At 74.3% G+C, this 25,835-nt stretch carries 24 protein-coding genes; 15 read left to right on the forward strand and 9 right to left on the reverse strand.

Features of this window, described 5'->3' with window-relative positions; genetic code table 11:
* Positions 1-94: 94 nt before the first annotated feature.
* Positions 95-946 (reverse strand): IclR family transcriptional regulator, encoded by an 852-nt coding sequence (locus KDL28_RS13960; RefSeq protein WP_372496969.1) that lies wholly within the window; start codon positions 944-946, stop codon positions 95-97.
* A 227-nt stretch (positions 947-1,173) separates the two neighbouring features.
* On the opposite strand from KDL28_RS13960, the gene KDL28_RS13965 reads away from it, so the two are divergent.
* The 7 genes from KDL28_RS13965 (at position 1,174) to KDL28_RS13995 (ending at position 8,385) form a co-directional block, all read left to right on the forward strand.
* Positions 1,174-2,790: an ABC transporter substrate-binding protein gene (locus KDL28_RS13965; protein WP_252438563.1), complete on the forward strand. Its 1,617-nt coding sequence runs from the start codon at positions 1,174-1,176 to the stop codon at positions 2,788-2,790.
* Positions 2,787-3,836, forward strand: a complete 1,050-nt coding sequence (locus KDL28_RS13970) for an ABC transporter permease (RefSeq protein WP_252438565.1) — start codon at positions 2,787-2,789, stop codon at positions 3,834-3,836. The genes KDL28_RS13965 and KDL28_RS13970 overlap by 4 nt, the downstream gene beginning before the upstream one ends.
* Positions 3,823-4,695 (forward strand): ABC transporter permease, encoded by an 873-nt coding sequence (locus tag KDL28_RS13975; RefSeq protein ID WP_252438567.1) that lies wholly within the window; start codon positions 3,823-3,825, stop codon positions 4,693-4,695. Before KDL28_RS13970 ends, KDL28_RS13975 begins: the two co-directional genes overlap by 14 nt.
* A 92-nt stretch (positions 4,696-4,787) precedes the next feature.
* Positions 4,788-5,858 (forward strand): ABC transporter ATP-binding protein, encoded by a 1,071-nt coding sequence (locus KDL28_RS13980; protein WP_252438569.1) that lies wholly within the window; start codon positions 4,788-4,790, stop codon positions 5,856-5,858.
* On the forward strand, positions 5,855-6,925 hold the full coding sequence (locus tag KDL28_RS13985; RefSeq protein ID WP_308216003.1) for an ABC transporter ATP-binding protein: 1,071 nt from the start codon (positions 5,855-5,857) through the stop codon (positions 6,923-6,925). Before KDL28_RS13980 ends, KDL28_RS13985 begins: the two co-directional genes overlap by 4 nt.
* Positions 6,922-7,176: a hypothetical protein gene (locus KDL28_RS13990; RefSeq protein ID WP_252438571.1), complete on the forward strand. Its 255-nt coding sequence runs from the start codon at positions 6,922-6,924 to the stop codon at positions 7,174-7,176. Before KDL28_RS13985 ends, KDL28_RS13990 begins: the two co-directional genes overlap by 4 nt.
* Positions 7,177-7,242: 66 nt before the next feature.
* On the forward strand, positions 7,243-8,385 hold the full coding sequence (locus KDL28_RS13995) for a tetratricopeptide repeat protein (protein ID WP_252438573.1): 1,143 nt from the start codon (positions 7,243-7,245) through the stop codon (positions 8,383-8,385).
* 33 nt (positions 8,386-8,418) lie between these two features.
* Here the strand turns inward: KDL28_RS13995 and KDL28_RS14000 are convergent, their stop codons facing one another.
* Positions 8,419-9,876 (reverse strand): amidase, encoded by a 1,458-nt coding sequence (locus tag KDL28_RS14000; RefSeq protein ID WP_252438575.1) that lies wholly within the window; start codon positions 9,874-9,876, stop codon positions 8,419-8,421.
* 131 nt (positions 9,877-10,007) lie between these two features.
* Here KDL28_RS14000 and KDL28_RS14005 point away from each other — a divergent pair, with 131 nt between their 5' ends.
* From KDL28_RS14005 to KDL28_RS14030, 6 genes are all read left to right on the forward strand, one after another.
* Complete coding sequence (locus tag KDL28_RS14005; RefSeq protein ID WP_252438577.1) at positions 10,008-10,979, forward strand: helix-turn-helix transcriptional regulator; 972 nt, start codon at positions 10,008-10,010, stop codon at positions 10,977-10,979.
* 240 nt (positions 10,980-11,219) lie between these two features.
* Entirely contained in the window at positions 11,220-13,190 is a 1,971-nt protein-coding gene (locus KDL28_RS14010; RefSeq protein WP_252438579.1) for a primary-amine oxidase, read from the forward strand.
* Entirely contained in the window at positions 13,183-14,721 is a 1,539-nt protein-coding gene (locus tag KDL28_RS14015) for an APC family permease (protein WP_252438581.1), read from the forward strand. Before KDL28_RS14010 ends, KDL28_RS14015 begins: the two co-directional genes overlap by 8 nt.
* Positions 14,721-15,314 (forward strand): TetR/AcrR family transcriptional regulator, encoded by a 594-nt coding sequence (locus KDL28_RS14020; RefSeq protein ID WP_252438583.1) that lies wholly within the window; start codon positions 14,721-14,723, stop codon positions 15,312-15,314. Before KDL28_RS14015 ends, KDL28_RS14020 begins: the two co-directional genes overlap by 1 nt.
* Positions 15,315-15,340: 26 nt before the next feature.
* Positions 15,341-16,453: a histone deacetylase-like amidohydrolase gene (locus KDL28_RS14025; RefSeq protein WP_305882208.1), complete on the forward strand. Its 1,113-nt coding sequence runs from the start codon at positions 15,341-15,343 to the stop codon at positions 16,451-16,453.
* A gap of 92 nt (positions 16,454-16,545) precedes the next feature.
* On the forward strand, positions 16,546-17,004 hold the full coding sequence (locus KDL28_RS14030; protein ID WP_252438585.1) for a MaoC family dehydratase: 459 nt from the start codon (positions 16,546-16,548) through the stop codon (positions 17,002-17,004).
* A gap of 29 nt (positions 17,005-17,033) precedes the next feature.
* Here the strand turns inward: KDL28_RS14030 and KDL28_RS14035 are convergent, their stop codons facing one another.
* The 6 genes from KDL28_RS14035 to KDL28_RS14060 form a co-directional block, all read right to left on the reverse strand.
* Positions 17,034-17,729: a GntR family transcriptional regulator gene (locus KDL28_RS14035; RefSeq protein WP_252438587.1), complete on the reverse strand. Its 696-nt coding sequence runs from the start codon at positions 17,727-17,729 to the stop codon at positions 17,034-17,036.
* 27 nt (positions 17,730-17,756) lie between these two features.
* Positions 17,757-18,776 (reverse strand): catechol 2,3-dioxygenase, encoded by a 1,020-nt coding sequence (locus tag KDL28_RS14040; RefSeq protein ID WP_252438589.1) that lies wholly within the window; start codon positions 18,774-18,776, stop codon positions 17,757-17,759.
* A gap of 13 nt (positions 18,777-18,789) precedes the next feature.
* Positions 18,790-19,881 carry a 4-oxalomesaconate tautomerase gene (locus KDL28_RS14045; protein WP_252438591.1) on the reverse strand — a complete coding sequence of 364 codons (1,092 nt, stop codon included), beginning with the start codon at positions 19,879-19,881 and terminating at the stop codon, positions 18,790-18,792.
* Complete coding sequence (locus KDL28_RS14050; protein WP_252438593.1) at positions 19,878-20,585, reverse strand: 4-carboxy-4-hydroxy-2-oxoadipate aldolase/oxaloacetate decarboxylase; 708 nt, start codon at positions 20,583-20,585, stop codon at positions 19,878-19,880. The genes KDL28_RS14045 and KDL28_RS14050 overlap by 4 nt, the downstream gene beginning before the upstream one ends.
* The gene (locus tag KDL28_RS14055; protein ID WP_252438595.1) at positions 20,582-21,340 is read right to left on the reverse strand and encodes a PIG-L deacetylase family protein; all 759 of its coding nucleotides are present in this window, start codon (positions 21,338-21,340) and stop codon (positions 20,582-20,584) included. Before KDL28_RS14055 ends, KDL28_RS14050 begins: the two co-directional genes overlap by 4 nt.
* Before the next feature lie 208 nt (positions 21,341-21,548).
* A complete protein-coding gene (locus KDL28_RS14060; RefSeq protein ID WP_252438597.1) occupies positions 21,549-22,475 on the reverse strand; it encodes a TIGR03564 family F420-dependent LLM class oxidoreductase in 927 nt (308 codons plus the stop codon).
* Positions 22,476-22,667: 192 nt separating this feature from the next.
* On the opposite strand from KDL28_RS14060, the gene htpG reads away from it, so the two are divergent.
* A complete protein-coding gene (htpG, locus tag KDL28_RS14065; protein WP_252438599.1) occupies positions 22,668-24,554 on the forward strand; it encodes a molecular chaperone HtpG in 1,887 nt (628 codons plus the stop codon).
* A gap of 30 nt (positions 24,555-24,584) precedes the next feature.
* Here the strand turns inward: htpG and KDL28_RS14070 are convergent, their stop codons facing one another.
* On the reverse strand, positions 24,585-24,893 hold the full coding sequence (locus KDL28_RS14070; RefSeq protein WP_252438601.1) for a hypothetical protein: 309 nt from the start codon (positions 24,891-24,893) through the stop codon (positions 24,585-24,587).
* Positions 24,894-24,983: 90 nt separating this feature from the next.
* Here KDL28_RS14070 and KDL28_RS14075 point away from each other — a divergent pair, with 90 nt between their 5' ends.
* Entirely contained in the window at positions 24,984-25,823 is an 840-nt protein-coding gene (locus KDL28_RS14075) for a formate/nitrite transporter family protein (protein ID WP_252438603.1), read from the forward strand.
* The last annotated feature ends 12 nt before the right edge of the window (positions 25,824-25,835 follow it).

A 25,835-nucleotide genomic window follows, 5' to 3' on the forward strand; every position in this document is an offset into this window, starting at 1 on the left:
CCCCCACCCCCGTCGAGACCGAACCGGTGGTGGTGGGGGCCCGGCCCACACGACGACGAGTTCGTTCTCGACGGTGTAGCGGGGGAGGGGACCGTCAGCTGACGCGGGCGGAGATCGAGCGGGTGATCGCGGTGGCGACCTGCTTGAGGGCGGCGGCCAGCTCGCGGGGGCGGGCGCGCTCGGCCTCCACGACGACCGAGATCGCCGCGGCGACCTCGCCGTCGGCGCCGTGCACCGGCACCGCGACGGCCAGGTTGGGCAGGGTGATCTGGCCGCGGGCCACCGCCACCCCTGAGCGGCGGATCTGGGCCAGGGTGCGGCGCAGCTCGCCCGGGTCGGTGACGGTCAGCTCGGTGAAGCGCTCCAGCGGCCCGGCCAGGACCTGCTCCTGCAGCCCTCGCTCGGCGTAGGCCAGCAGCACCAGGCCCATGCCCGAGGCGTGCATGGGCCAGCGGTCGCCGACCCGGCTGCTGATCGGGTGCCGGGTGCGTGCGCGCATCGTCTCGACGTAGACGACCTCCACGCCGTCGCGCACGCCGAGGTGCACGTTGCCGCGGGTGGTGCGGTGCAGGTCGTCGAGGTAGGGGAAGGCCACCTCGCGCAGCTCCAGGCCGCGCGGGGCCAGCGCGGAGAGCTCCAGCAGCCGCAGGCCCACCGCGTAGCGGCCGGCGGGGTCGCGCTCCAGCGCGCCGAAGCTGACCAGCTCGCCCACCAGGCGGTGCGCGGTGGGCAGGGTCAGGTGGGCGCGCCGGGCTATCTCGCTCAACGACAGCGTGCGGTGCCGCGGGCCGAACGCGTCCAGCACCGACAGCACCCGGCCCGCCGCCGTGGGTCGATGCGGGGCGCGGTGCGGCGCCACCTCCGGTGCGTCGCGACACGCGGCACGCCCCGCGGCCCGCTCCTCGTGGTGCCCGGTCCGTACCTGCGCAGCCGTCAGCTCGCTCACGCCGACTCCTTCGTCCAGCGCCCGTCCGTCCGCCCCAGTCTCACCGGCGCCGGTCCGCCGTCACAAGCGCCCGGGGGAGCAACCGGACCGGGACGTCCGTCGCGAACTCGTCTTCCGCCCCGCGAAAGCGGGGTCTGTCCCGGCGGGGTGGCTCCCCGACGCTGGACGCCGGTGAGTGAGCCCGGTCACCCGGCGCCACCACGGACTTCGGACCCCGGGAGAACCAGATGAGACGGCTGCGGTTGCGGTACTCGGCCGCCCTGGCGGCGGCCCTGATCGGCGTTGCGGCGTGCGGCGGGGGTGGGGGCGGCGCGGCCGCTCCGGACGCCGCCGCGGCGGGCCCGCCGCAGAGCGGCGGCGAGCTGACCGTGCTGGAGAACGTGACCTTCGCCGGCGGCTGGCCGACCGGCCTGGACCCGGCCACCAGCACCACCGGCGGGGCGAACGTGACCCAGCTCAGCGCGATCTACGGCGGGCTGTTCCGGCTGGCCGCCGACGACGACGGCTCCAACGCCCGGGTCGAGCCGCACCAGGCCGAGACCTTCGAGCTGCTCGACGAGGGCCGCACGGTGCGGCTGAAGATCCGCCCGGATCTCACCTTCAGCGACGGCACCCCGTTCGACGCCGAGGCCGTCGCGTTCAACTTCACCCGCGCCGTGGCCTCGCCGTGCACGTGCAACCCGCGCTGGCCGCTGGCCGAGAACGGCATCACCGTGGTCGACCCGCAGACCGTCGAGCTGCGGTTCAGCCGCCCGTACGCCGCGGTGATCAACTCCTTCCCGGTGTCGAACACGAACTGGATCGTCTCGCCCACCGCCCTGCAGCAGCAGGGCGAGGACCAGTTCAAGATCACCCCGGTCGGGGCGGGGCCGTTCACGGTGGTGGAGAACCAGCTGTCGTCGCTGCTGGTGCTGCAGCGCAACCCGACCTACTTCCGGCAGGGCCTGCCCTACCTGGACAAGCTGACCTTCCAGTCCATCGGCGGCGACCAGCCCGCCTACCAGGCGCTGCTGGCCGGCCAGGCGCAGGCCTACGAGGGGCTGAGCACCACGCCGCTGCTGGAGGCCGCCCAGCAGCAGGGCGCGCTGACCGTCACCGCGCAGCCGCCGACGTCGCCCTACGTCATCCAGCTCAACACGAAGGCGGCGCCCTTCGACGACCCGCGGGCCCGGGAGGCGATCTACGCCGCCACCGACTTCGAGGCGATCTCGCAGGGCCTGTTCCGCGGTCTCTACCCGGTGAGCCAGACGTTCACCGGCCCCGGCGGGCTGTTCCACCAGGAGAAGGTCGAGGGCTACCCGGCCCACGACGTCGAGCGGGCCAAGCAGCTGGTCGGCGAGCTGGGCGGGCTGGAGGTCAAGCTCGGGACCCTGCGCAGCTACGTCGCCGAGCAGGTGATGACCGCGCTGCAGACCCAGTGGCAGGAGGCAGGCATCACGGTCAGCACCGAGACCTACGAGCTGTCCACCCTCGTGCAGCAGTTCAACTCCAACCAGTGGCAGTCCATGCTGCAGACCGCAGGCGCGTGGGACCCCGCCTCCGGCGTGGGCGTGGCGTTCCGGTTCCGCTCGGACTCGCCGTTCAGCGGCGTGGCCGACCCCGAGCTCGACCAGCTCCTCGACAGCGCAGCGGCCACCGTCGACCAGGCCGAGCGGGCCCGGCTCTACGCCGAGGCGGGCAAGCGCATCAGCGACAACGCCTACGCGCCCTTCGGGCTGGCGTTCGCGGCGGCGAGCCTGGCCACCGAGGGCGTGTACGGGCCCGGGCTGACCACCAAGATCCCGCCGATCGTGGTCAACACCGGGATCCTGTGGGACGAGGTCTGGCGGGCGGCGCCGCAGTGACGGTCCCCACCGCGACCCCGGCGGGCACCGCCCCGAGCGATCCGCGGGACGACCGGGCGCCCGGCAGGCTGGCCACCGTGCTGGCCTCGCCGGGCACCCGGCTGGTCGGCAAGCGGGTGCTGCTGGCGGTGCCGATCGTCGTCGGGGTCAGCATCCTGACGTTCTGGGTGCTCAACCTGATCCCCGGCAACGCCGCCCAGCAGCTGCTGGGGCCCGAGGCCACCGCGGAGCAGGTCCGCGCGTTGGAGCAGGAGCTCGGCCTGGACCAGCCGGGGTACGTGCGCTACCTCGACTGGCTCGGCGCCGCCGTCACCGGCGACCTGGGCACCTCCCTGGTGAGCCGCCAGCCGGTGACCGCGCTGCTCGGCGAGCGGCTGGCGGTGACCGGGGAGCTGGTGGGGCTGGCGTTCCTGGTCTCGCTCGGGCTGGCCGTGCCGGTCGCGCTGCTGGCCGCCTACCGGCCCGGGCGCATGTTCGACCGGGTCAGCATGCTGGTCTCGATCACCGGGCTGTCGGTGGCGAACTACGTGCTGGCACTGCTGCTGGTGCTGCTGTTCGCCGTCGAGCTCGCGCTGTTCCCGGCGATCGGGTTCGTGCCGCTCTCGCAGAGCGTGGCAGGCAACCTGCACTCGATGGCCCTGCCGGTGGCCGCGATCTCGTTCCCGCTGTTCTGCTTCTACACCCGGTTCCTGCGCGGCGACCTGGTCGACCAGCTGCAGGGCGAGGACTACATCACCACGGCCCGGGCCAAGGGCATCGGGCCGGGGCAGGTGCTGCTGCGCCACGCGTTCCGCAACTCCTCGTTCGGCCTGATCACCGTGGTCGGGCTGAACCTCGGCACGCTGATCGGCGGCACCGTCATCGTCGAGCAGATCTTCGCGCTGCCCGGCATCGGCCAGCTGATGCTGCAGGCGGTCAACACCCGCGACTTCGTCGTCGTGCAGGCCTGCGTGCTGGTGTTCGCCGTCGTCGCGGTGCTGGCGAACCTGGTCGCCGACCTGCTCTACGCCGTGCTCGACCCGAGGATCCGCTATGGCAGTCGTTGACGCCGCGGTGGCCGTCGAAGCCGGGCCCGTCCGCGGGCGGGCCGGGGCGTGGTGGCTGCGCAACCTGGAGATCGCCGTCCCCGCCGCGGTCGTCGCGCTGGTCGCGCTGGCCTGCTTCGTCGGGCCGCTGGTGCTGCCGGTGCCGCCGCCGATCGGCGGCAGCGTGCTGGAGTCCTACCTGCCGGCCGGCTCGCCCGGCCACCTGCTGGGCACCGACCCGAACGGCAACGACATCCTCTCCCGCATCCTGCACGGCGGGCGGTCGTCGCTGACCGTGGCGGTGGCGGTGAACCTGCTCGGCCTCGCCGTCGGCGGCACCCTCGGCGCGCTGTCGGGCTACCTCGGCGGCGCGACCGACACCGTGATCATGCGGGTGCTGGACGTGCTGATCGCGTTCCCGTCGCTGGTGCTCACCCTGGCGGTGGCGCAGAGCCTGGGCGCCAGCCAGACCAACACCGTGCTGGCGCTGGCGTTCTTCAGCGTCCCGGCGTTCGCCCGGATCTCCCGGGCGGCCACCCTGCGGCTGCGCGAGCTGCCGTTCATGGCCGCCGCCCAGCTCTGCGGCACGCCCGGGTGGCGGGTGCTGGCCCGCCACGTCGCGCCCAACATCGCCCCGCAGCTGATCACCTTCGCGATGCTCGGGATGGGCATCGTGATCGTCATCGAGGGGGCGCTGAGCTTCCTCGGGCTGGGCATCCCCCCGCCCGCGCCGAGCTGGGGGAACATGATCTCGCAGGGCCAGCAGAGCCTGTCGGCCACGCCGGCGCTGGTGGTCTGGCCGTGCCTGGCGCTGTTCGTGACCGTGCTGGCGTTCAACCTGCTCGGTGAGACCCTGCGCGCCCGCTGGAGTGGCCGATGAGCGAGCTTGCGAGCGAATCATCCAACACAGCGCCCGCGCAGCGCCGACCGAGCGCTAGCGAGGGAGTGCGATGCGAGCTTGCGAGCGAACCAGTGGCAGAGCGCGAGGACGTGCTGGCCACCGCGACCGCAGCGGCCCCGCCCCCGCGCCGCGACCCGGACCGGACCGAGCCGCTGCTGGTGGTGGACGACCTGCGGATCCGCTTCGTCGGCCGGGGCCGGACCGTGCACGCGGTCAACGGGCTGAGCTACTCGCTCGCGCCCGGGCGCACGCTGGCGATCATCGGCGAGTCCGGCTCGGGCAAGAGCGTCGCGGCCCGGGCGCTGATGGGCCTGCTGCCCCCGACGGCCAGGGTGAGCGGCTCGGCCCGGTTCGACGGCACCGAGATGGTCGGGCTGTCCGAGCGGGAGGCCCGCCGCCACCGCGGCGCCGACATCGCGATGGTCTTCCAGGACCCGGCCCGCTCGCTCAACCCGACCATGCGGATCGGCGCGCAGATCGCCGAGGCGGTGCGGGCACACTCCGACCTGCCCAAGGCCGCTGCCCACCGGCGCGCGGTGGAGCTGCTGTCGCTGGTGCACCTGCCGGCCCCGCAGCGGCGCTTCCACGAGTACCCCCACCAACTCTCCGGCGGCATGCGGCAGCGGGTGATGATCGCGATCGCGCTGGCGGGCGAGCCCCGCCTGCTCGTCGCCGACGAGGCGACCACCGCGCTGGACGTCACCACCCAGGCCCAGATCATGGAGCTGCTGCTGGAGCTGCAGCAGCGCCTGGGCACGGCCATCGTGCTGATCAGCCACGACCTGGGCCTGGCCGCCAGCTACGCCGACGACGTCGTGGTCATGTACGCCGGGCGGGTCGTCGAGCGGGCGCGCACCGCCGACCTGTTCGCGCACGTGCGGATGCCCTACACCGGGGCGCTGCTGGGGGCGATCCCGCGCCTGGAGCGCGAGCCGCACTCGCTGCTGCCGGTGGTGCCGGGGCAGCCGCCGGACCTGTCGGCGCTGCCGCGGGGCTGCCCGTTCCGGCCCCGGTGCTCCTCGGCCACCGACCGGTGCGCGGAGGACCCGCCGCTGCAGGAGCACGAGCCGGGCCACTGGTGGGCGTGCTGGCACCCGCTCCCGGACGCCCGGCCGGACGCACCCGCGAAGGAGGGCGTGTGACCACGCTGGAGAAGGGCGCCGCACGCCCGGACGGCGGCCGGCGCCGTGGCGAGGAGCTGCTCGTCGCCCGCGACCTGGTGCAGGAGTTCCCGGTGCGGGCCGCGGGCGGGGTGCGCGGGGGCACCGTGCACGCGCTGTCGGGGGTGTCGTTCGACATCCGGGCGGGGGAGACGCTCGGCGTGGTCGGCGAGACCGGCTCGGGCAAGTCGACGCTGGCCCGCTCGGTGATCCAGGCGCCGCCGCCGCGGTCCGGCTCGGTCGTCTTCGAGGGCACCGACCTGACCCGCCTGCGCCGGCGCGCGCTGGTGCGCGCCCGGCGCCAGATGCAGATGGTCTACCAGGACCCGTTCGGTTCGCTGAACCCGCGCTGGCGGGTCGGCGAGCTGGTCGAGGAGCCGCTGCGCGGCTACGGGGAGCGCAACCGCGGCCCGCGGGTGCGCGAGCTGCTCGACATGGTCGGGCTCGACCCGTCGGTCCATGCCGGGCGGCGCCCGCACGAGCTGTCGGGCGGCCAGTGCCAGCGGGTCGCGATCGCCAGGGCGATCGCGCTGAACCCGGCCCTGGTCATCTGCGACGAGGCGGTGTCGTCGCTGGACGTGCTGATCCAGAGCCAGGTGCTCAACCTGTTCGAGCGGCTGCGCCGCGAGCTGGGGCTGAGCTACCTGTTCATCTCCCACGACCTGGCGCTGGTCAAGCAGGTCAGCGACCGGGTCGCGGTGATGCACTTGGGCCAGCTGGCCGAGGTCGGGCCGGCCGAGGCGCTCTACCGCGGCCCGCGCCATCCCTACACCGCCGCCCTGCTGGACTCCATCCCCGGGCTGGACGCGCGCACCGGGCGCCCGCGCCGGCCCGCCCCGCCGGCCGGGGAGCCGCCCTCGCCGCTCGACCCACCCTCGGGCTGCCGCTTCCGCACCCGCTGCCCGCGCGCGCGGGAGCGGTGCGCGGTGGAGGAGCCGGTGCTGGTCGAGCGGGCGCCCGAGCACCGGGTGGCCTGCCACTTCCCGATCGACCCCGTCCCGACCGTCCCCACCGATGCCCCCGCCCCCGTCGAGAGGACCACGCCGTGACCGACAGCCCGTCCGGCAGCAGCGACGACCAGGCCCTGGCCGACCTCCGGCGCACCCTGGCCGCCGACGACTACGGCATGGAGGTGAGCCGCGAGGGCACCGACGTACTGGTGCGGATCACCGCGGGCCCGCAGGCCTGCGCCGACTGCCTCGTCCCACCGCCGATCATGCGCGGCATCCTGGGCAAGGCGCTCGGCGTCCAGGAGGGGTCGATCTCGCTGGTCTACCCCGCGGAGTCCGAGCTGCACTGACCCGGGCCGCGCGATGTGGCGCGTTCCCGCCGGCCGGTGGCCAGGTGGGGCGGCTAGCGTCCGGCGGTGGTCGAGCAGGGGATGACCGGCTCCGCGGCGGCGGAGCGCGCCGCGCTGCTGCTGGGGATCGGGTCGGCGGCCGAGGCGCTGGAGCTGGTCGCGCCGTTCCTGGCCACCCAGGACGACCCGGCCCCGCACGTCGTCGCGGTGAGCGCGCTGCTGGTGCTGGGCGAGCCGGCGGAGGCGGCCCGTGTCGCCGACACCGCGCTGGGCGCGTTCGGGCCGGTGCCGCTGCTGTTCCGGGCCGCGTCGTTCGCCTACCGGGCCGCGGGCGACCCCCAGCGCGCGCTGGAGGTCACCCGCTGGGGTGTGCACCACTCGCCGCAGTGGGTGCCCGGGCTGCTCGCGCTGGTCGAGGCCGAGCGGACGACCGGCGCCGTGGCCGCGGCCGAGCAGGCGCTGGCCCGGGCCACCGCGCTGGCCCCGGACACCCCGGAGGTCTGGCTGGTCGCCGCGGAGCTGGCGCTGGGCACGGGTCGCAGCCGGCTCGCCCGCCGCCACCTGCTGACCGCGCTGCGGATCGACCCCGCCAACGCGGTCGCCATGCGCGGCATGGGCATGCTCGACGAGCGCCGCAGCCGGTTCGGCAGCGCGGGCCGCTGGTACGCGCGCGCCCTGCGGCTACGCCCGGGCGACGAGGAGCTCAGCACGCGCGTGCGCGCCCTGTTCGGGCGCTTCCTGACCATGGCGACCGCGCCCCTGATCGTGGTCGGTTTCGTGGCCTTCATCGCGTTCATGGCCCGGGCCGACCCGGCGCCGGGGCAGCAGGGCCTCGGTGAGCCGTCGGGGGCGCTGTCCTGGGCGCTGTGGGTCGTCGGCGTCGGCGGGTCCTTCGTCGGCACGGCCTGGTACACCCTGCGCGGCGCACCGCGGGTGGTGCTGGGCGCACTGGCCGCCGAGGCGCGCAGCTACCGCCGCGTGCGCCGGTGCGTGCGGCTGACCGCGGCGCACGCGGTGCTCGTGACCGCCACGGTGCTGGCCGCGCTGGCGCCGGTCGGGGAGCCCCGCGACCGGCTCGCGGTGGTCTTCGCGCTGTGGTTCGCGGCGATGGTCGTGATGGTCTGGCTGTGCGTGGCGCTGCGCCTGGCGTTCGGGTTCGGGCAGACGCGCGCCGCGCGGGCGCACCCCCGCGACCGGCTGCCTGCCTGAGGCCGGTCGGGCCGGTCGAGGGCTGGTCGAGGGCTAGGAGACCGCGGACCCGGCCGGCGTGGCCGCGACGACGGCCGGGGTCCGGTCGGCCCATGGCAGCGCCCGCTCCAGGTCGCCCGCCAGCGCCAGGAGCGTCGCCTCCTGCGCCGTCCCGGCCGCGAGCTGCACCCCGATCGGCCAGCCCCGCTCCGAGACCGCCAGCGGCAGCGAGATCGCCGGCATCCCGGTGACGTTGGACAGCGCGGTGAACCCGGCGAAGGCGAAGATCCGGTGGTACCAGCCGCGGGCATCCAGGCCGGGGTCATCGGCGTCCAGGTGCCCGAGCGCGGTGTTGGGCGCGCACGTGGTCGGGGTGAGCAGCACGTCGTGCTCCTGGTGGAACGCGGCCACGGCGCGGGTGGTGGCGTTGAAGACCCGGTCGGCGGCGTAGATGTCGGACGCGCTGAGCGTGCGGCCGTGCTCGACGCAGGCCAGGGTCGTGGCCTCCAGGGTGTCCGGGCCCGGGGTGACGCCCAGGGCGGCGGCGAGCCCGTCGACGCCGTCGGCGAGGAAGCTGCACCAGGCCACCAGGTTGGCCTCGTCGAACGCCCCGGCGTCCAGCGCGGGGGCGGCCTCGACGACGGTGTGGCCCAGCCCGGCCAGCGCGTCGGCGACCCGGCGGACCGCGGCGACGCACTCCGGGTCGACGCTGCCGGTGCCCGAGAGCGGGGTGGTGCGCACCGCGATGCGCAGCGGGCGGCTGCCGTCGCGGGCGGCCGCGGCGAACGGGGTGACCGGCGCGGGCAGCAGGTAGCGGTCGCCGGGTTCGCTGCCGTGCACGGCGTCGAGCAGCCCGGCGCAGTCGCGCACGGTGCGGGTGAGGGCGAACTCGATGCCCAGCCCGAGCAGCGGGTCGGCGTAGTCGGGGCCGACGGTGGTGCGGCCGCGGGTGGGCTTGAGCCCGACCAGCCCGCAGGCCGCGGCCGGGATGCGGATCGAGCCGCCGCCGTCGTTGGCGTGGGCCACCGGCAGCGCCCTGGCCGCCACCAGCGCGGCCGAGCCGCCGCTGGAGCCGCCCGGGCTGCGGGTGGTGTCCCACGGGTTGTGCACCGCACCGGTCGAGACCGGCTCGGTGCTGGCGTTGAAGCCGAGCTCCGGGGTCGCGGTGACGGCCATGGTGGCCAGGCCGGCCGCGCGGAAGCGGGCCATGAGGTAGGTGTCGCCCGGCATGGGGACGCCCTCGCCCAGCAGCCGGGTGCCCGCCCGCTGCCGGACGCCCTCGGCGTGGATGATCAGGTCCTTGATCGCGAACGGGACGCCGCCGAAGGGGCCGGCGGGGTCGTGGGCGAGCGGCTCGGCGAAGCGCTCCCCGACCACGGCGTTGAGCTCGCCGGACACCGCGTCGATCGCGGCCGCGGCGGCCTCGTGCACCTCCGCGGCGCTCACCTGGCCGTCCCGGATCAACCCGGCCAGGGCGGTGGCGTCGTGCGCGGTGTACTCGTCGATCCGCATGGTTCCTCCTCGCCCCGCTCCGCGGCGGGTGAGCCGGGACGCTAACCGCGCCCCACAGCGCGAGGCATCGGCAGAACGACCGATGCGCGATCGGGGCTGGTCGGGAGCGGATCCACCCGTACTGTGGGCCGATGATCGGCGACCCGTCCTCGTCGCGGTTGCGCGCCGCGCGGGAGCTGCGCGGGTTGCTGCGCGGCGCGGGCACCGCTCCCGGGCTGGCCGCGGCCGCGCTCGTCGAGCTGCGCGGCGTGCTGCCCTACGACTGCGCCTCCCTCGCCCGCTGGGACCCGGCGGCCGGACGGCACCGCACCGTGGCCGCCGCGGGCTACCCGCCCGACGCGCAGCGCGCGATCGACGCCGGCATGCACGCCGACCCGCTGTTCGACGAGGTGCGCCGCAGCGGCCGACCGGTGCGGGTGCGCGACATCCCGGGCCCGCGCCGCAGCGGGCGGATGTTCGACACGGTGATCGGCCCGCTGGGCTTCCGCGACGGGCTCACCCACTGCCTGACCGCCCCCGACGGCCGCTACCTCGGCATGGTCAACATCAGCACCCTCGACGCGCGCCAGCCCGACGACGACGCCGTCGCCCTGCTGGAGCTGCTCGCCGACGACCTGGCGGGCCTGCTCGACCCGCTGCCCGCCCCCGTCGCGGCGACCGCCGCACTGGCGACCGGCGAGGCCGACGGCCTGTTCGTCGGCCGGGGCGGTGCCACGGCGCTGTCGCCGGGCGCCCGCCCCGAGCTCGTCGGCCCGCGCTCGCCGCTGCACCCCCTGCTGGTCGCGGCGCTGGCCGGGCGACCGGTCCCGGCGTCCGCGCTCGTCGTGCTCGGCCGCGAGCTGCTGGCGGTCGCGCTGGACCCGCGCCCGGGCGGCGTCGTCGTGCTGCACCGCCCCGCGTCGGCGCCCCACGGGCTCACCCTGCGGGAGCTCGACGTCCTCGCCGCGCTGGCCCGCGGCCGGACGAACGGGCAGGTCGCCGCGGCGCTGGGGATCACCCCGCGGACGGTCGCGGCCCATGTCGAGCACCTGCTGGCCAAGACGGGCGCGCCGAACCGGGCCGCCGCCGCCCGCCTGGCCACCCACCTTGGACTGCTCGGCTAGGTGGTTTGCGACGGTTGGGGGGATCGACGAACCGGTCGCCGTCGCTGACCGCCCGGCCGTCGCGAACGGCCTTCCGCGGCTGGTCCCCGGTGCTATGGTCCCGATGTTTCCCAAGGTCCGACGCCTCGAGCCCCACCCCGGAAACCGCCGGGCACGCAAGCGATCGCCCTTCCCACCCCCATGCCCGCCAGCGTCCTCGTCGGGTCTTTCGTCAACGCTCGTAGACAAAAAGGAGCCCTGGTGCCCCCGACCGCCGTGCAGCTGCGCCGATCCCATCCGCTCGACCAGGTCACCGCCGAGGAGATCTCCGAGGTCCGCCGCGTCCTCGACGCCGCGGGCCTGGTCGCCGACAGCACGCGCTTCGTCTACGTCGGACTGCAGGAGCCGGCCAAGTCCGACGTGCTGGCCCACCGCGACGGCGACGGCACCGCGCGGCGCTTCCGGGCGCTGCTGCTCGACATCACCGCCCAGGTCTCGCGCGACGTGGTGGTCGACCTCGACGCCGGCGACGTCGTCTCGCAGGTCGAGCTCGACACCGCGACGGCGGGCCAGCTCCCGGTGCTCGACGAGGAGTTCGAGCTGGTCGAGTCGCTGCTCTCGACCGACGAGCGCTGGCTGGCCGCGCTGGCCGCGCGCGGGCTGGACGTGGAGAAGGTGCGCGTCGCCCCGCTGTCGGCCGGCGTGTACGCCGACGAGTACCCCGACGAGGCCGGCCGGCGGGTCCTGCGCGGGCTGGCGTTCGTCCAGGAGCACGAGGCCGACTCGGCCTGGGCGCACCCGATCGACGGGCTGGTCGCCTACGTCGACACCATGAACCGGGTCGTCGACCAGGTCATCGACGCCGGCGTCGTGCCGGTTCCCGACGTGTCGGGCAACTACGACGACCCCGAGGTCCGCGGCCCGCTGCGCACCACCCAGAAGCCCATCGAGATCACCCAGCCGCAGGGCTCCAGCCTCACCCTCGACGGCAACCAGCTCACCTGGGAGAAGTGGTCGCTGCGGGTCGGGTTCGACGCCCGCGAGGGCCTGGTGCTGCACCAGATCGGCTTCGACGAGGGCGCCGGCGTGCGTCCGATCATCTACCGGGCCTCCATCGCCGAGATGGTCGTGCCCTACGCCGACCCGGCGCCGGTGCGCTCGTGGCAGAACTACTTCGACACCGGTGAGTACCTGGTCGGGCGCTACGCGAACTCCCTCGAGCTGGGCTGCGACTGCCTCGGCGAGATCACCTACATGGACGCGGTGCTGGCCGACGAGAAGGGCGACCCGCGGGTGCTGCCCAACGCGGTCTGCATCCACGAGGAGGACTTCGGCATCCTCTGGAAGCACTCCGACATCTGGTCGGGCTCCTCCGAGACCCGCCGCCAGCGCCGCCTGGTGATCTCCTTCTTCACCACCGTCGGCAACTACGACTACGGCTTCTACTGGTACCTCTACCTCGACGGCACCATCGCGTTCGAGGCCAAGGCCACCGGCGTCGTGTTCACCTCCGCCCACCCCGGCGGCGACTACCCCTACGCCTCGGAGATCGCCCCCGGCCTGGGCGCCCCGCTGCACCAGCACCTGTTCTCGGCGCGGCTGGACATGACCGTCGACGGCCCGGCCAACCGCGTCGAGGAGGTCGAGGTCGCCCGGGTGCCGATGGGCCCGGACAACCACCGGGGCAACGCCTGGACCGTGCGGCACACCGTGCTGGGCAGCGAGTCCGCCGCCCAGCGCGACGCGGCGCCGGACCGCAACCGGGTCTGGCACGTCGTCAACCCCGAGAGGACCAACGCGGTGGGCCGCCCCGTCGGCTACGCCCTGGTCCCGCAGGGCCTGCCCACGCTGTTGGCCGACCCGGACTCCTCGATCGCCCGGCGCGCCGCGTTCGCGACCCGCCACCTGTGGGTCACCCGCTACGACCCGGCCGAGCGGTACTCGGCCGGCGACTTCGTCAACCAGCACGCCGGCGGCTCCGGCCTGCCCGCCTACGTCGCGGCCGACCGCGACCTCGACGGCCAGGACGTCGTGGTCTGGCACACCTTCGGGCTCACCCACGTGCCGCGCCCGGAGGACTGGCCGATCATGCCGGTCGACTACACCGGCTTCACCCTCAAGCCGGTCGGCTTCTTCGACCGCAACCCCACGCTGGACGTGCCCGCGTCCGCGTCGGACCACTGCGCGTCGGGTGGCGCGTCCGGTCACGGGGAGGCGCACCACCATGGCTGAGCGCACCAGCACCCGCCGATCCCGTGGGCCCGCCGGCGGGGACGGCCTTGCGCCCGACCGCCTCGGCGTGGCCGGGATCGTCTTCTTCGTGGTCGCCGCGGCGGCCCCGCTGGTCGGCATGACCGGTGCCGTGCCGGTGGCGATCGCCGCGGGCAGCGGTGCGGGCGCCCCCGGCGCCTACGTCGCGGTCGGCATCACACTGATCATCTTCAGCTCGGCGTTCTCGGCGATGAGCCGGGTCGTCACCAACACCGGCGCGTTCTTCGCCTACGTCGGGCGCGGCTTGGGCATCCCGGCAGGCGTCGGCTCGGCGCTGGTGTCGGTGCTGGCCTACCTGGCGATCCAGCTGGCGGTCTACGGCTTCTTCGGCGCCGTGCTCGCCGGGCAGATGGCCGCCACCGCGGGCGTCGACCTGCCGTGGTGGGTGTGGTCGCTGCTGGCCTGGGCGGTCGTGCTCGGGCTGTCGCTGATCAGCGTGGAGATCGGCGCCAAGGTGCTGGGCGTGCTGATGATCTGCGAGCTGCTGAGCCTGGTGGTCGTGGCGTTCGCGGTGATCGGCAGCGGCGGTGGCCCCGACGGGCTCGACCTCGCGGCGTCCTTCGCCCCGCAGAACGTGTTCGTCGGGGGTCTGGTCGGCTCGGCCGGCATCGCGCTGGCCTTCGCCTTCGCCTCCTTCATCGGTTTCGAGGCCACCGCGATCTACGGCGAGGAGAGCCGCGACCCGGAGCGCACCGTGCCGCGGGCCACCTACCTCGCCGTCGGCCTGATCACCGTGATCTTCGCCCTGGCCGCCTTCGCGGTCGTGAGCGGGCTGGGCGCGAGCGGCATCGAGGGCAAGGTCGCCGAGCTGTCCACCGTCGACGGCACGCCGCTGGCCGACCCGGCGGCGGTGCTGTTCGGCGTGGCCGCCACCTACGTCGGCGACTGGCTGGCCACGGTGATGAGCTGGCTGGTGGTCTCCAGCCTGTTCGCCGGCCTGCTGGCCTTCCAGAACTGCAGCGCCCGCTACTTCTTCTCCCTCGGGCGCGCGGGCGTGCTGCCCGCGGCGCTGCACCGCACCAACGGCCGGGGCGCCCCGGCCACCGGCTCGATCGCCACCAGCGTGCTCACCGGGCTGGTCATCGTGGTGTTCGCGCTGGCCGGTCTCGATCCGGTGCTCAACCTCTTCTACTGGACCTCGGGCCTGGCGGTGATCTCCGTCGTGGTCGTGGAGATCCTGGTGTGCGTGGCCGTGCTGGCGTACTTCGGCCGGTCCGGGCGCGAGCGGCACTGGTGGTCGACGACGGCCGCGCCGATCCTGGCCGGGCTGGGCCTGCTCACCGGGCTCTACCTGCTGATCTCGCGGTTCGGCCTGCTGGCGGGCACGGTGCCCGATGGCGTCGACCCGTCGACGACGCCGTGGACGCTCAGCGCCACCGGCTGGACCCTGGTCCTGCTGCCGTTCGTGGTGCTGGTGGCCGGCGTCGTGCTCGGCACGGTGGTGCGCGGCCGCGGCGACCGCAACCGGGAGCTGTCGGCCATCCTGGGCTGATGCCGAAGATCGTCGATCACGAGGCGCGGCGCGGGGAGATCATCGAAGCGGTCTGGTCGCTGATCTCCTCGCGCGGGTTCCAGTCGGTGACCATGCGCGAGTTGGCCGCCGTGGCGGGGTACGCCAACGGCGCGCTCACCCGCTACTTCCCCGACAAGAACGCCGTGCTGCGCGCGGCGTTCCGGCGGGCCTACGACGCCACCAACGAGCGGGCGGGCGCGGCCATCGGCGACCGCGGCGGCCTGGCCGCGCTGCGCCTGCTCTGCCTGGAGATCATGCCGCTGGACGACGTCCGGCTGCGCGAGGCCCGGGTCGTGATCGGCTTCTGGGACCACGCCGTCGGCCACGCCGACCTGGTGGAGTTCTTCGAGAGCACCATGGTCGAGTGGCGCGACCAGGTGCGCGTGTACCTGCGCCAGGCCCGGGCCACCGGGGAGGTCCCCGCGGGCCGGTCGGACGACGTCGTGGTCGACGGCCTGCTCGCGATGCTCATGGGGCTGCAGATCAACGCCCTGTTCATGCCGCGCGACACCACCCCCGCGCGGCAGCTGGCCATGCTCGACGGCTTCCTGGACTCCCTGCGAGGCCGCTGAACCGCTCCGGAGAGGACAGTCCTTCAATGACGACCGGCTACCTGTGGGACGAGATCTTCGGCTGGCACGACACCGGGACGGGCTCGCTGTTCCCCGCCGACCCCGACGTGGGCCACCAGCCCCTCAACCACGTGGCGCACCCCGACACCAAGCGCCGCATGCACGAGCTCGTCTGCGTGTCCGGGTTGATCGACCACCTGACCCGGATCGCCCCGCGCCCCGCGACGCAGGAGCAGCTCCGGCGGGTGCACACCGCGGAGTACATCGAGCGGATCGTGCGGGAGAGCGCGCAGCCCAAGGGCGGCGACGCCGGCGACGGGATCTCCCCGTTCGGCAAGGGCGCGCACCGGATCGCGGCGCTGGGCGCGGGCAGCGCGATCGCGATGACCGAGGCCGTCGTCTCCGGCGCGGTCGACAACGGCTACGCCCTGGTCAACCCGGCCGGGCACCACGCGCTGCCGGAGACCGGCCTGGGGTTCTGCATCTACAACAACGTCGCCATCGCCGCGAAGCACGCCCGCGCGGAGCTGGGCGTCGAGCGGATCGCGATCGTCGACTGGGACGTCCACCACGGCAACGGCGCGCAGGCGATCTTCGCGGAGGACCCCTCCGTGCTGACCGTCTCCATCCACCAGGACCGCTGCTTCCCGCCGGACTCCGGGCTGATCGACGAGCGCGGTACCGGGCCCGGCGAGCACTACAACATCAACATCCCGATGCCCGTCGGGTGCGGCGACGGGGCCTACCAGTACGCCGCCGAGGCGGTGATCGGCCCGGCGCTGCACGCCTACGCCCCCGATCTGGTGCTGGTGGCCTCCGGGTTCGACCCGAACGCGATGGACCCGCTGGCCCGCCAGCTGGTCACCACGCGCGGGTTCGTCACCCTCACCCGGACCGTCGTGGAGGCGGCGCGGCGTTCGGCGGGTGGCCGGCTGGTCCTGCTGCAGGAGGGCGGCTACAGCCCGATCTACGTGCCGTTCTGCGGGCTCGCCACGATCCAGGAGCTGGCCGGGGTGCACGTGCTCGACGACCCGCTGCTGCCGGTCGTCGGCGGGATGGGCGGGCACGACCTGGAGCCGCACCAGAAGGCGCTCGTCGACCGGGCGGCGGCCTTCGTGGCGGACCTGCGCCGGGGCTGAACCCGCGGCCGGGGGGCCTCCCGGGGGCGTCGTCCAACACTTAGCATGTCGATCGTCGCCAGATGTGTTGTGCGTTTCCGAGGAGGCCCCCGATGAGCTCCACCACGACCACCCTCGCCGAGCTGCCCGGGCTCACGGGCTCCGAGCTGGGCACGAACGACTGGGTCGAGGTCACCCAGGAGCGCGTCCAGCGCTTCGCCGACGCCACCGACGACCACCAGTGGATCCACGTCGACGTGCAGCGGGCCGAGGCGGAGAGCCCGTTCGGCGGCCCGATCGCGCACGGCTTCCTGACCCTGGGGCTGTTCATCCCGATGTGGTCGCAGGTGCTGGTGGTCACCGACTGCACCACGGCGGTCAACTACGGGCTCAACGAGGTGCGCTTCCCCGCGCCGGTGCCGGTCGGGTCGAAGCTGCGGCTGCGCGCGACGCTGCTCGACGTCGAGGAGGTCCGGGGCGGCTACCAGCTCACGGTCTCGGGCGTGGTCGAGCGCGAGGGCGGGGAGAAGCCCGTCTGCATCCTCGAGTCGGTGGTGCGCTTCCTGGGCTGAGGGGCCCGCCGGGCGGCTCACGGGGCGGCTCACAGCGAGTCGAGCGGGAGGTCGGGACCGCGGTCGACCGCAGGCAGCGCCGCGATGACGCTGCGCAGGTGGCCGCGCACCGCGGCCTCGGCGGCCCGCGGGTCGCCGGAGCAGAGCGCCTCGATGATCTCCAGGTGCTCGGGCAGCGACGCCGCCACCCGCCCCGGCAGCAGCGCCAGCCGGAACCGGTGGCGCACGTTCTGCCCGCGCAGCCGCTCCAGCACCCCGGCCGCCGTCGCCTGCCCGCCCAGCGCGCGCACCAGCGCGTGCAGCCGCTGGTTGAGCTCGGAGTAGCCCAGCAGGTCGCCGGCGGCCACGGCCTCGCGCATCGCCGCGCCGAGCCCGCGCAGCCGCTCGCGGTCGGCGTCGGCGAGCCGGGTGGCGGCCTTGGCCGCGCACAGGCCCTCGACGACCATCCGGACCTCGGTGACCTCCACGGCCTCGGCCAGCGGCACGGCCCGCACCCTGGCCCCGCGGTGCTGCACCCGCTCGACCAGGCCCTCGCCGCTGAGCTGCAGCAGCGCCGAGCGCACGCTGCTGCGGCCCGCGCCGAACCGCTCGGACAGGTCGGCCTCGACGAGGCGCTGGTCGGGCACGAACTCACCGGCCACGATCGCCCGCCGGACGGCATCGACCACCCGCGCCGTGCCGTCCGCGGGGGGCTCCGCCGCCGGGTCGGGCCCGGCCGCGGTCACCGCCCGCCGCCCCCTCCGACGCCCGGATCAGCTCTGTGCGGCATCGCTCGGGGCGGCATCGACCGGGGGGGTGCCGTGGGTGTGGAAGGACGCGATCGTCTTCAGCCCCCACGCCTGGCCCTTTGCCCGCTCGGCCTCGGTCCAGGTGATCGGCTCCCAGTCCGGGGCGTAGATCAGCCGCCCGGTCGGGTTGCACAGCTCGATGCGGTTGCCGCCGGGCTCGTAGAGGTAGAGGAAGAAGGTCTGCTGGATGGCGTGCTTGTGCGGGCCGGTCTCGATGAACACGCCGCTGTCCAGGGCGATGTCGGCGGCGCGCAGGATGTCCTCGCGGGTGTCGGTGCTGAACGCGATGTGGTGCAGCCGCCCGCGCGAGCCGGTCCAGTCGTTGGTGTAGACGAGGTCGTAGGACTTCTGGTTGAAGTGCGTCCACTGCCCGGAGATCACCCCGGTGTCCAGCTGGATCTGCTCGGTGACCCGCGCGCCCAGCGCGTCGCAGATGAAGTCGCCGTTGCGCGCCGCGTCCTCGGCCAGGTAGTTGACGTGGTTGAGGTGGCGCACGCTCACGCCGCGGCCCGGGTAGGCCTGGGCCTGGTTCTTCAGCGCCGGGCGCAGCTCGGGGGTCGGCCGGAAGCGCTCGGTCTCCCAGTACAGCTCGATCTCGTGGCCGTCGGGGTCGCGGCACAGGTAGGTCGGTCCGATGCCGGGGTCGCCGTCCTTCCAGCCGACGCCCAGGCCCATCTCCTCGACGGCGGCGACGCGGCGCTCCAGCGCCTCCTGGCTCGACGCGCGCAGCCCGGTGCGCCCGATGCCCGAGGTCGACGAGGCGGTGAGCTTCAAGCTGTGGTGCTCGTAGTCGTCCCAGGTGCGCAGGTAGACCGAGTCGCCGTCGCGGCCGTTCTCGGTCAGGCCCAGCACGTCGACGAAGAAGTCCAGGCTGGCCTCGGGCTCCGGGGTGAACAGCTCGACGTGCGCGAGGTGGGCGATGTCGTGGAGCAGGCGCCGCACGGGGAAGGGTCGGGACGTCTCGGGCTGGGCGGTCTCGGACATCGTGCGCTCCAGGTCAGTGGTCGCGGACGGGGGGACACGGGCGGGGGAAGACGGTCCCGTCGAACAGCGGACGGGCCGTGCGGACGACGGTCGAGCGGCGCACCCGTGGCGGGTCGGCACCGGGCTCGAACTCGACCTCCACGTCGAGGAAGCCGCTGGGGTGCTCGACGCGCAGGGGCCCCTCGCCCGCCGGGCGGACCAGCAGCTCGTGGCCGACCGCGCCGTCGAGCAGCGCCGCGGTGAGCACGCTGACCGCGCCCAGCACGCCGATCGCCGGGTGCGGGTGCACGGGGATGAACGTGCGGGTGCTGATGGCCCCGCCGGCGCGCGGCGCGGCGACCAGGGTCGTCTTGGGCACCGACGCCGCGCTGACGTCGCCGAGCCCCATCAGCTCGCCCGCCAGCAGGCGCAGGCGCTGCACCCGCTCGGTGAGCGCGGCGTCGGCGCCCAGCTCCGCCGGGCTCTCGTAGCCGGTGCGGCCGAGGTCGGCGGCGCGCACCACGACGACGGGCATGCCGTTGTCGATGCAGGTGACCTCGAGGCCGTCGATCTCGTCGACGAGCCGGCCGGTCGGCAGCAGGCTGCCGCAGGTGGAGCCCTCGGTGTCGGCGAGGTCGAGGGCGACGGGAGCGGCGGTGCCGGGCACGCCCGCGATCGCGGTGGTGCCGGTGTAGTCGACGCGCCCGCCGGGCGTGGCGAACCGGGAGACGGCCAGCCCGTCGGTGTTCACCATCGTGATGCGCACGCTGGTCTCCCCGTCGGCCGCGGTGACGAGCCCGCGCTCCACGGCGAACTGGCCGACGGCGGCGAGCAGGTTGCCGCAGTTCTGCTTGTCCGACACGGTCGCGGCCTCCACGCCGACCTGCAGGAACAGGTAGTCGACGTCGCGGTCGGGCGCCGCGGACGCCGAGACCACCGCGACCTTGCTGGTCACCGGCTGGGCGCCGCCCACGCCGTCGATCTGCTGCGGGTCGGGGCTGCCCATGATCCGCAGCAGCAGGTCGTCGCGGGCGGTCGGGTCGGCCGGGAGGTCGTCGGCCAGGAAGAACGCGCCCTTGGACGTGCCGCCGCGCATCAGCGTGCAGCGCACGCCGGTGGCGCTCACGGCTCGGTCTCCGTCGCGCTGACGTAGGTGACGCCGAGGTCGGCCAGGGTGGCGCGCAGGCCGTAGCGGTCCAGGCCCAGCTCGCCCTCGCGGAACGCCTTGCGCGCCGCCTGCTCCTTCTCCACGCGCGCGTAGCTCGCGGCCAGCACCTCATCGACCCGTTCGCGCGCCACCACGACGACGCCGTCGTCGTCGGCCAGGACGGCGTCGCCGGGCCGCACGACCTGGCGCCCGACCACGACCGGGACGTTGACCGCGCCCGCGGTGGCCTTGACGCTGCCCTGCGCGCTCACCGCGGCCGACCACACCGGGAAGCCCATCTCCCGCAGCTCGGCGACGTCGCGCACGCCGGTGGTGGTGACCAGGCCGCGCACCCCGCGGGTGGCCAGGCTGGTGGCCAGCAGCTCGCCGAACAGCCCGTCGGTGCACGGCGAGGTGGTGGTGACCACGAGCAGGTCGCCCGGGGCGCACTGCTCGACCGCCGCGTGGATCATCAGGTTGTCGCCGGGCCAGCACAGCGCGGTGACGGCCGTGCCGCCGACGCGCGCACCGTCCTGGATGGGGCGCAGCCCGGTGCCGAGGTAGCCGGCGCGGCCCTGGGCCTCGTGCACGGTGGCCACGCCCAGCTCGGCCAGCGCGCCGACGGTGTCCGGGTCGGCGCGCGGCGGGTCGGTGATGACGACCTTGCCGACGGGCGTGGTCACGACAGCTCCCCGGTGACCTGCGGGTACAGCCGGACGAACGCCTCGCCCATGGTCGAGTGCGCGAGCCCGAGGTTGGGCCCGGCGTTGCGCTTGAGCTGCACGCCGCGGCGCTTGGCGAGGTCGGTGTAGTAGTCCCACATGTGCTGCTGGGCGGGCAGGCACTCCATCGCCTTGCGCTTGCGGTCGAAGACCTCGGTGATGTCGAGCAGCACGTCGGGGCGGAAGTCGCACTGCTCGGGCTGGTGCGGCTCGAAGAAGAAGACCGGCGGGGCGCCCAGCGGGTCGCCCGGGGCGTCGTAGCCGATGGCCTGGGCGAGCACGCGGGCCTGCAGCGCCATCCGCGCCGCCGCGGGGTGGTCGCCGTTGTAGGGGTCGGTGAGCGTGTGGGTCAGGACGACGGTCGGGGAGAGCTCGCGGTAGAGCCGGACCAGCTGGTCGACCAGCTCCTGCGACTCGACCAGCGGATAGTCGCCCGCGTCGAGGAAGCGGACCTCGGCGCCGAGCGCGGCCGCGGCGTTGCCGGCCTCCTCCCGGCGGATGGCCTTGATCTCCTCCAGCGAGTGGCCCTCGCGCCAGGCGCGCGCGGACTCGCCGCGCTCGCCGTAGCTCAGGCACACGACGGTGGCCCGCTCACCGCGCGAGGCGGCCAGGGCGATGGCGCCGCCCGCCCGCCAGACGAAGTCCCCGGCGTGCGCGCTCACCACCAGCAGGCTCCCGGTGGTGGTCGACTCCGACCCCGACATCGACACCGACATCGACTCTCCTCGTCCGTGGTGGAGGGTCAGCCTGCGGGATCGGGAACAAGATTGTCAACAATCCTGGTGCGCGCTTCCGCCGGACGGAAGCAGCTGCTCCCGGGGTCCCACCGCACGCTCTGACCTGCGACGACGGTGGTCCGGCCGGTCGGCGCACCGCGGCGGCGAAGCGCCGGGCGCGCGTCCGCAGGCGCTCCACCAGCTCCGCTCAGCCCAGGTGCGCGGCGAGCGCCTCCCGGGTGGCCTCCCGGGAGGCCTCGTCGGGCGCGGCGACCTCCAGGCGCAGGTCGGTGGCACCGGCGGCCCCGTAGGCGGCCAGGCCGTCGAGCACCCGCTCCCACGAGCCGATCAGGTGCAGCTCGGCCGGGTCGGCCAGGCCCTCCCGGTCCTGCACGGCGGCGTAGGAGGGCACCTGGCGGTAGCGGCTGGCCGTCGCCCGCGCCAGCTCGTACGCGGGCGCCGGCTCGTCGGTCACGCAGATGCGGACCAGGGCCATGATCCGGGGGTCCGGCCGGCCCGCGGCCGCGGCGGCGGCCCGGATGGCGGGCGCGATGTGGGTGGCGATGGTGCGCGGGCCGCACTGCCCGACCGACGTGCCGTGCACGCGCCGCCCGGCCAGCTCCAGCATCCGCGGGCCGAGCGCGGCCAGCAGGATGGGCGTGGCCGGCGCGTCGATGGTCAGCGCGACGTGCGCGCTGAGCTGGGCGCCGTCCAGGTCGACCGGGCGCCCGGCCAGCAGCGGCTGCAGACCGTCGATGAACTCGCGGGTGAAGGCCAGCGGGTGCTCCCAGCCCAGGCCCATGGTGGTGGCCACCGCCCCGCGCGACGCGGCACCGATGCCCAGGGTGAACCGGCCGCCCAGCGCGCTCTGCGCGGTCCGGGCGAGCTGGGCCAGGCCGATGGGGTGGCGGCCGTAGAGCGGGACGACCGACGTGCCGACCTCGGCGAGGTTCGCGATGTCGTCGGCGACGCAGGCCAGCGCCACCACCGGGTCGACGGCGGTGGCGTGGGAGATCCACAGGCCGTCGAAGCCCGCGGCGTCGGCGTAGCGCGCCACCCGCCGCGCCTCCGCGACCGAGGCGATCGTCGTGCCCCCGGCCAGCCCCCACCGCATCCCGAGTCTGTCGCCGCCCATCCGCCCCCCGGATCCCCGTCGCCGCAGGCAGACTACGGCGGCCCCACGGTCGTCGTGATCGGCGACGATCGGTGGTCCCGACCGCCCGGGACCGGCGCCCGCGCGGCACGGTGCCCGTCAGCACGCCGCCGACCGGGCGCCAATACCCTTGTCGGGCAACGGTTTCCGACCAGGGAAGAGGTGTCGTCACCGATGTCGACGGAGACGATCGAGTTCCAGGCGCAGGCTCGCCAGCTGCTCCAGCTGATGATCCACTCGATCTACTCGACCAAGGACGTGTTCCTGCGCGAGCTGATCTCGAACGCCTCGGACGCGCTCGACAAGCTGCGCCTGGCCGCGTACCAGGACAAGGACCTCGAGGTCGACACCTCCGACCTGCACATCGCGCTGGCGACCGACCCGGGCGAGCGGACGCTGACCGTGCGCGACAACGGCATCGGGATGACCCGCGAGGAGGTCGTCGACCTGATCGGCACCATCGCCAAGTCGGGCACGGCGGAGATGCTGGGCAGGCTGCAGCAGGCGCGGGAGGCCGGGGCGGCATCGGAGCAGGCGACCGCGGAGCTGATCGGGCAGTTCGGCGTCGGCTTCTACTCCAGCTTCATGGTGGCCGACCGGGTCGTGCTGGTCACCCGGAAGGCGGGGGCCGCGTCGGGCGTGCGCTGGGAGTCCGACGGCCAGGGCACCTACACCGTCTCCGACGAGCCGCAGGCCCCGCAGGGCACCGCGGTGACGCTGCACCTCAAGCCCGAGGACACCGAGGACGCGCTGCACGACTACGCGAACCCGACCACCGTCAAGGGGATCGTCAAGCGCTACTCCGACTTCATCACCTGGCCGATCCGGATGGCCCCTGCCGGCGGCGAGGGCGAGCCGGAGACCGTCAACTCGCGCAAGGCGCTGTGGGCGCGCTCGCCGAAGGACGTCTCCGACGAGGAGTACACCGAGTTCTACCGCCACGTCAGCCACGACTGGCGCGAGCCGCTGCAGACGATCCGGCTCTCCGCCGAGGGCACCTTCGAGTACCAGGCGCTGCTGTTCCTGCCCTCGCACGCGCCGATGGACCTGTTCATGCGCGAGGCGAAGCGCGGGGTCCAGCTCTACGTCAAGCGCGTGTTCATCATGGACGACTGCGAGGCGCTCGTCCCGGAGTACCTGCGCTTCGTCAAGGGCGTCGTGGACGCCAACGACCTCTCGCTCAACATCTCCCGCGAGATCCTCCAGCAGGACCGCCAGATCCAGCTGATCCGCAAGCGGCTGGTCAAGAAGGTGCTCTCCACCGTGCGCTCGATGCTCGACGACGAGCCGGAGAAGTACGCGACGTTCTGGTCCGAGCTCGGGCGCGCGGTCAAGGAGGGCCTGCTCTCCGACCACGACAACCGCCAGGCGATCCTGGAGATCTGCTCGTTCGCCTCCACCCACGACCCGGAGAAGCCCACGACGCTGCGCGACTACATCGCGCGGATGCCCGAGGGCCAGGAGGCGATCTACTACGCCACCGGCGAGTCGCGAGCGGCGCTGGAGAACTCCCCGCACCTGGAGGCGTTCCGGGCCAAGGGCTACGAGGTGCTGCTGCTCACCGACCCGGTCGACGAGGTGTGGGTCGACATGGTGCCGACCTTCGAGGACAAGGCGCTCACCTCGGTCGCGAAGGGCGAGGTCGACCTCGGCGGCGACGACGTCGACGACGAGACGAAGAAGGGCTTCGACGCCCTGCTGGGCTGGCTCGCCGCCACCCTCGACGACGACGTCAAGGAGGTCCGGCTCTCCCACCGGCTCACCACCTCGGCGGCGTGCCTGGTCGGCGACGCCGCAGACCTCACCCCGACGCTGGAGAAGATGTACCGGGCGATGGGGCAGGAGCCCCCGAAGGTCAAGCGGATCCTGGAGCTCAACCCGGGCCACGCCCTGGTCACCGGCCTGCGCGAGGCCCACGAGCAGCGCCCGGACGACCCCGGCCTGCGCGAGACCGCACAGCTGCTGCACGGCATGGCGCTGCTGGCCGAGGGCGGCGAACTGGCCGAGCCGGCGGCGTTCGTGGCGATGTTGTCGCGCAGGCTGGAGCAGACCCTCACCTGAGCCGCACGGCGCCGCCGGCCCGCGCCCGGGTCAGCCCGGGCGCCGCAGGTCGTCGCGCTCCCCGGCCGTCCCGCCCTGCGCGGCCCCGGTGTCGGCGGCCTGCGCGCTGGACGAGGCGCCGCGGATCGACGGCGCGGTGGCCACCGTCGTCGGGACGGCGGGCCGGTCGCCGGCGTCGACCGCCGGTCCGGCCGCGTCGGCCGCTCCCTCGGTCGGGTGCACCCCGTCGTCGTCACGGGCGCTCGTGCGGCCGGCGGCGTCGGGCCCGGCGGAGCCGCGCGACAACGGGCCGGTGCGGTCGGTGGTGGTGTCGTCGGTCGGTCGCTCTGGTTCGGACATGCGCCGGTGGTTCCCCCGGGCGATCCGGGGAAACCGGACCGGGCGGGGGGTTTCGAGCCGTCCGCCGACCCGTCCCACCCGGAGGTGCCGATGACCGCCAAGCAGCCTCCCGAGATCGCCGCCGCCGCGGTCGAGACCGGGACGAAGAAGGCCCACCTGCGCTGGGACAAGGTGCTGGTGGGCTCGTTCCTGGCCGGGGCCTACATCGCCTTCGGCGGGCTGGTGGCCATCACGGTGTCCTCCGGCTTGGACCCGCGGACCTGGGGGACGCTGCCCACGCTGTTCATGGGCGCGGCGTTCACCCTCGGCCTGGTGCTGGTGCTGGTCGCCGGCTCGCACCTGCTGACCGGGAACATGATGCTGGTGCCGATCAGCGCGATGCAGGGCAGGCTGACCGTCGCCGACGTGGTCCGCAACCTGACCCTCGTGCTGGTCGGCAACCTGCTGGGGGCGCTGTTCGTGGCCTACTTCCTGGCCGTGCAGACCGGCGTCATCGGCGGCGTCGACTCCGAAGCGGGGGCCACCGCGGCGCTGACCCACCAGCGGCTGGCCGACATCGTCGAGGCCAAGGGCCTGCACGAGAGCGCGTGGCAGATCTTCCTGCGCGGGGTCGGCTGCAACTGGCTGGTCTGCCTGGCGGTCTGGCTCTCGCTCGCCGCGGACGACGTCTCCGGGAAGATCCTCGGGATCTTCTTCCCGATCATGGCCTTCGTGGCGATGGGCTTCGACCACGTCGTGGCCAACATGTTCTTCCTGCCGGCCGGCATCTTCGCCGGCGTGCCCGGGCTCGGCTGGGGGGACACCCTGCACAACTGGGCGTTCGCGTTCCTGGGCAACCTGGTCGGCGCCGTCGTCTTCGTGGCCACGTCGTACTGGTACCTGTTCCTGCGCGACGACCCGGCCGACGAACCGGCTCCCGACCGGCGCTGATCGCACCCGATC

It is taken from the genome of Pseudonocardia humida, assembly GCF_023898865.1.
GTDB classification, from domain to species: domain Bacteria; phylum Actinomycetota; class Actinomycetes; order Mycobacteriales; family Pseudonocardiaceae; genus Pseudonocardia; species Pseudonocardia humida.

Bases quoted from the DNA above. Each gene is read 5' to 3' on its own strand.
- KDL28_RS13965 (WP_252438563.1), top strand. From the start codon at position 1,174: ATGAGACGGCTGCGGTTGCGGTACTCGGCCGCCCTGGCGGCGGCCCTG.
- KDL28_RS13975 (WP_252438567.1), top strand. From the start codon at position 3,823: ATGGCAGTCGTTGACGCCGCGGTGGCCGTCGAAGCCGGGCCCGTCCGC.
- KDL28_RS14000 (WP_252438575.1), bottom strand. From the start codon at position 9,876: ATGCGGATCGACGAGTACACCGCGCACGACGCCACCGCCCTGGCCGGG.
- KDL28_RS14005 (WP_252438577.1), top strand. From the start codon at position 10,008: ATGATCGGCGACCCGTCCTCGTCGCGGTTGCGCGCCGCGCGGGAGCTG.
- KDL28_RS14015 (WP_252438581.1), top strand. From the start codon at position 13,183: ATGGCTGAGCGCACCAGCACCCGCCGATCCCGTGGGCCCGCCGGCGGG.
- KDL28_RS14020 (WP_252438583.1), top strand. From the start codon at position 14,721: ATGCCGAAGATCGTCGATCACGAGGCGCGGCGCGGGGAGATCATCGAA.
- KDL28_RS14025 (WP_305882208.1), top strand. From the start codon at position 15,341: ATGACGACCGGCTACCTGTGGGACGAGATCTTCGGCTGGCACGACACC.
- KDL28_RS14030 (WP_252438585.1), top strand. From the start codon at position 16,546: ATGAGCTCCACCACGACCACCCTCGCCGAGCTGCCCGGGCTCACGGGC.
- KDL28_RS14040 (WP_252438589.1), bottom strand. From the start codon at position 18,776: ATGTCCGAGACCGCCCAGCCCGAGACGTCCCGACCCTTCCCCGTGCGG.
- KDL28_RS14055 (WP_252438595.1), bottom strand. From the start codon at position 21,340: ATGTCGGTGTCGATGTCGGGGTCGGAGTCGACCACCACCGGGAGCCTG.
- KDL28_RS14060 (WP_252438597.1), bottom strand. From the start codon at position 22,475: ATGGGCGGCGACAGACTCGGGATGCGGTGGGGGCTGGCCGGGGGCACG.
- htpG (WP_252438599.1), top strand. From the start codon at position 22,668: ATGTCGACGGAGACGATCGAGTTCCAGGCGCAGGCTCGCCAGCTGCTC.
- KDL28_RS14070 (WP_252438601.1), bottom strand. From the start codon at position 24,893: ATGTCCGAACCAGAGCGACCGACCGACGACACCACCACCGACCGCACC.
- KDL28_RS14075 (WP_252438603.1), top strand. From the start codon at position 24,984: ATGACCGCCAAGCAGCCTCCCGAGATCGCCGCCGCCGCGGTCGAGACC.